The organism is Pseudanabaena sp. 'Roaring Creek' (assembly GCF_001402795.1).
In the GTDB taxonomy this organism is placed as follows: Bacteria; Cyanobacteriota; Cyanobacteriia; order Pseudanabaenales; family Pseudanabaenaceae; genus Pseudanabaena.
Window position 1 is genome coordinate 1 of record NZ_LIRE01000567.1, and the last position, 4,138, is coordinate 4,138.

6 protein-coding genes and 1 pseudogene are annotated in these 4,138 nt (G+C 40.0%); 1 reads left to right on the forward strand and 6 read right to left on the reverse strand.

All coding sequences use genetic code 11. The features are described 5' to 3' along the window. Positions 1–40: 40 nt before the first annotated feature. Positions 41–283: a DUF4926 domain-containing protein gene (locus tag AC805_RS16370; RefSeq protein WP_055076411.1), complete on the reverse strand. Its 243-nt coding sequence runs from the start codon at positions 281–283 to the stop codon at positions 41–43. A gap of 143 nt (positions 284–426) precedes the next feature. On the opposite strand from AC805_RS16370, the gene AC805_RS16375 reads away from it, so the two are divergent. Next, positions 427–804 carry a hypothetical protein gene (locus tag AC805_RS16375; RefSeq protein WP_055076405.1) on the forward strand — a complete coding sequence of 126 codons (378 nt, stop codon included), beginning with the start codon at positions 427–429 and terminating at the stop codon, positions 802–804. A gap of 18 nt (positions 805–822) precedes the next feature. Here AC805_RS16375 and AC805_RS16380 read toward each other — a convergent pair whose 3' ends face one another. The 5 genes and pseudogenes from AC805_RS16380 to AC805_RS26415 all read right to left on the reverse strand — a co-directional run. Further along, the gene (locus AC805_RS16380) at positions 823–2,007 is read right to left on the reverse strand and encodes a DUF3293 domain-containing protein (RefSeq protein ID WP_055076406.1); all 1,185 of its coding nucleotides are present in this window, start codon (positions 2,005–2,007) and stop codon (positions 823–825) included. A 33-nt stretch (positions 2,008–2,040) separates the two neighbouring features. Further along, the gene (locus AC805_RS16385; protein WP_055076407.1) at positions 2,041–2,358 is read right to left on the reverse strand and encodes a hypothetical protein; all 318 of its coding nucleotides are present in this window, start codon (positions 2,356–2,358) and stop codon (positions 2,041–2,043) included. Between the two features lie 187 nt (positions 2,359–2,545). After that, the gene (locus AC805_RS16390) at positions 2,546–2,977 is read right to left on the reverse strand and encodes an HNH endonuclease (RefSeq protein ID WP_055076408.1); all 432 of its coding nucleotides are present in this window, start codon (positions 2,975–2,977) and stop codon (positions 2,546–2,548) included. Beyond that, complete coding sequence (locus AC805_RS16395) at positions 2,974–3,345, reverse strand: hypothetical protein (RefSeq protein WP_055076409.1); 372 nt, start codon at positions 3,343–3,345, stop codon at positions 2,974–2,976. Before AC805_RS16395 ends, AC805_RS16390 begins: the two co-directional genes overlap by 4 nt. A gap of 70 nt (positions 3,346–3,415) precedes the next feature. Further along, positions 3,416–4,138: pseudogene (locus AC805_RS26415) on the reverse strand (DNA topoisomerase I); the annotation flags it as partial.

Genomic DNA, 4,138 nt, shown 5'->3' on the forward strand with positions numbered 1-4,138 from the left:
ATTCTCTAGGACTGATGTGAAGGTCATAGGTGGGGAATAGTCATGAATAGACTAATTCAGGTTCATTGATGAGGCGTAATAGCTTGACAGGTTCGATTGTTTCCATCGCGAAGGTATTGCCTTGTTTATCGGTAAAGTCGATTAGGAATGCTTTATTATCAAAGGACATTAAAACCGTTCCCATTTGTCCTCGTCTGAGTAGGATTTGCTGGTGAGTGACTTTATGAGTAGCGATCGCATCTTCGGTTAAAGCAACAAGGTCATATTCTTGGATGTCGTTCATAGTTGTTTTTCTAATCAATAGGCTAATTTCATTGGCTATGATTTGGAGATTGTGGATCATGCTTATTGTAGCAAGGTTGTTATAGGCGATCGATTGAAAGTATTAGAATAATTGAGACAACTGCAATAACAGCAATTACTACAATGACTAAATATAGCCAATTTCCTAGTGATGAAGAACTGGAAACGCTCTTGGAAGAAGAACCTGTGTACAGTGTCTATTGGGATAGTGAATCGCTTGGGGCTGGTGCTGATCTTGAGCAGGTATATCGTTGGGGAGATAAATATATTGTTTGTCTTAGCAGTGACGAAAATACAACGGTATATCCATCACTGCTAGAGGCTATCGAAAGTAATGATCTCTTTAATGTCGGTGATGCAACCAAGGAGATCGATAGCTCAGAGTTGTCCTCAGATGAAATTGCTAGTCATCTACGCGCAATTGGAGAAAATCATTATAAAATTCTTATAAACAGCGAACATTGGCAATTTTGCAAAACAGGGAAGTTTTCCAGAATATGAAACTTTTCGTATGACTAATTATCGACAACGAGGTTTATTTTTTCGACATTCTCCATCAACTGAAATGACTCTCAGCTCGTCTTGAGTAAGCTCAAAGATTGCCCTCTGTCCGAACTTTTTGGCTAATTCACAAGCATCTTTTTGGCTTATACCTTCGATAGCAAAACTCGCTTGTTTCCATGTGCCATAAGATGATTTACCAAAAACTTCCATGAATTTTAATTCACGATATTTTAGCAATTTGCGTAAATATGTAGTTCTTTCATTATTCTTTTCTGGTGAAAGAACCTCTTCAAAAGGATTTTCAGCGGATATTACGAAGATAGGCGATTGCATAGGTAAAGGAATAGCATTAGCTCCGCCCCAAAATATTTGCTTTCCATCTGATTCATCTACAATAATGGTATTGATAAAAGCGTTCCATACTTGCTCCCTATCATCAACTTTTGACTTAACTTTTTCTAGTAATTTATCAATCTCATTAATACGCTGAACAGCTTCTAGAGGATTTTTTACCTCATTTAAAATACTTCGCCCATGTGCAAGATGATTTCTAAGATGTCTTATACGGTTTGTTACATCCCTAAATTGTCCCTTTAATACTACTTCTCCAGATCTTAATGAAAATCCTAGCTCTGAAACAAGGCTAGATTCTTCTCTAACTTTATCAAGAAGTTCATATAGTTTCTGCGGATCTCCAGCAACACCATCTTCTGAAGGTGAATCAGGAATCGGAGTATTAGTGTATGTACCTAAAAGCCTGCGGAGTCCTGCTTCTAACATGAGAATTTTAGACAACAGAAATAGAGATACCGCAGGCTTTTCTAAATCATAAAGTGTAACAATACCTTTTGGTTTGTTACCATCTCCTACAAATAACCAACTACTACTAGTATTAGTAAATTTATCAAGAACACTTCTTATTGAAGCATTTGGGCTAATCATTGAAGTCTTATCTATTGGACAAATTGCTTTACGAATAGATTCGTTATCACGAAGTGACTCAAGCTTCACTCTCGACACGAAACCTATTTGATCGCTATTACTCACAGGGACAATGTCAAAATTATTTGCAGTCATCCAAGCTACAATCTCTAAAGCTGGATCGTCTGGATCGGCTTCAACTAATTCCATAGTTGCAAAGTGCTTAACCTTGATTGCTTCGTTTGCTAATTCATCTAAATTTGAAATATTTTTAAACATCTTTAATTTTTAAATTTATGAATAAATAAGTTCTCAACTTTGATCGGTATTTTCTTTGAGCAAATCCTCTAAATCTTGTTGCATTAGATGTGCAATACGCTTGCTTGGAGTTTTTTGTATCTCTTTGACAAGTTTTACTGCCTGCTTGTGCCATTTTTCTTTTAGATTTGGACAAGAAAATTCATCATAAAATTTATCACGCGGTTTATCTAGACCAGCCATAGCCGCTATAAAACCTAATGGAACAGGCAAGTTACGCTCAACAAGACATTCAGCGCCACAGATGTTACATTCTAGCGCTTCATTAGCGTTAGGCTCAGTAGCGAAAAGTCCATATCCTTGAGTTGCCATATATCCCCCTTGATTGAGACTTGAAATTTAATCATAACAATATATCTACACCTCATCAAAGTTATCTTGTATAGCAAGGAGTATTTTCACATTTGATGAGAATACAAAAACCGTGTGGCGATCTCTGTTTGATTAATTTTTGAAAAGAGCGATTGCTGTTTAATTCGAGATTAGTTGCAATTTCCCCTTAATCTTTCGGCGGATGCCAACCCGCTTGTACCCAATAACTCCGAACCTCCAAAGCATCAAAATCACTATCAAGACTCAAAGCCCTCACCGTTGCCCGTCCCGTTGGAGTCTTTCCGAGAATACGAATACCATCCTCAGCCCAAGCAAAATGCTCCACCCAAACTTGAGTACGCGGATTGAATAACGCCACAACCTCATCCGTAACTGGATCGATCGCCTCAATCTTGCCAGCTTTATGACTATTGCAAATAGGACAAGCTAACCAAAGATTCGACTCCTCACTACTGCCACCCTTAGAAACAGGAATGATATGCTCAATCTCTAGACGTGCCATGACTAATTTTTGAGGACTAAGGCAATAGCCACATCGGTTCTTAGCCATACTGCGAACATTGCGATCAATCTCAACCGAAATATAAGGACGACTCATGAGACAGCATTCAAAGCAGGGATTAATCCACGCATTACCGCAACCTGCATTGCCTTAGCTTTCCTTACCGAACCATGACGATAAACCTGCATTAACTCATTCAGCTTCTTAACTTCCTGTGCATTAAGCAACCCTTCACTATTTCGAGCTTGTAAATCACTAAAAAGTCTTTGCTGCTGTTCACCCATTTGCAAATTACAAAGAGCCAGAACCTGTTCATCAGGCAAAGCATCTATGGGAATCTCATTAATAGTGCGATCAATCCATTCAATCAGCATTTCTTCAATCCCCTGACGATTGAGCGCAGCAATTTCTTTAACTTTTTTAACCAAAGGCTCGGGAAGTTCTAAGGTGATCGACTCAGACATATTGCCTCATAGACAACACTAAATTTTGATTGATTAAATACAGTATAACCCTAACGAATCTCAATGCTTATCAAGACAACTTTTTAGGGCGAGGCTTAGCCACTTTACCTGCCTGTTTAGGCTTACGCTGAGAAACTTTCTTCTCCTTCCCAGTTGCAGCCTTGCCCAAATTCGGCTTAGCCGCCTCATCCAGATCGCCAAACTTCTTCGACCACCACTTCTCTTGAGAAGACCAGAAAAAGACCACATCCGCATGATCCTTGCGTTGCCGCGCCTGAACATCCGCACACTTCAACATCACCTTATCCACACCATCCTTAGCATAGGGAAACTTAGCCAAAGGCTTACCACAGACGGGACAAGCAAAACTAGTCACCTCCGCCGTTACTGCATTTTCGCCCTTCGGTTGAGGAATCTCCCACTGATTACGGCGATCGCTCCAAAACATCACCAGATTCTCACAGCCATGCTCACACTTGAGAAAATGCCCACCACTCACCTTCTGAGAAGGAATCTTACTGAGAGGATGATTACAAGCAGGACAAGCCACATCTGAAAGCTCATTTTTACGATTACTTGGCTGTAAATCCGCACCGAGATTCGTGTAAGCACGCGCCAACATCGGCTGAAAATAGGACTGATGCCAACCAATCAAATAGCTTTGCCACTCCAACTTACCCACCGAGATTTCATCCAAAGTCGTCTCCATCCCTGCGGTAAAATCGGCTCTGAGCAGATCGGGAAAAGTTTTATGCAACACATCATCCGTAGACATTCCCAAAGCCGAAGGTTC

Coding starts and splice junctions, on each gene's coding strand:
- AC805_RS16370 (WP_055076411.1), bottom strand. CDS start 283: ATGAACGACATCCAAGAATATGACCTTGTTGCTTTAACCGAAGATGCG.
- AC805_RS16375 (WP_055076405.1), top strand. CDS start 427: ATGACTAAATATAGCCAATTTCCTAGTGATGAAGAACTGGAAACGCTC.
- AC805_RS16380 (WP_055076406.1), bottom strand. CDS start 2,007: ATGTTTAAAAATATTTCAAATTTAGATGAATTAGCAAACGAAGCAATC.
- AC805_RS16385 (WP_055076407.1), bottom strand. CDS start 2,358: ATGGCAACTCAAGGATATGGACTTTTCGCTACTGAGCCTAACGCTAAT.
- AC805_RS16390 (WP_055076408.1), bottom strand. CDS start 2,977: ATGAGTCGTCCTTATATTTCGGTTGAGATTGATCGCAATGTTCGCAGT.
- AC805_RS16395 (WP_055076409.1), bottom strand. CDS start 3,345: ATGTCTGAGTCGATCACCTTAGAACTTCCCGAGCCTTTGGTTAAAAAA.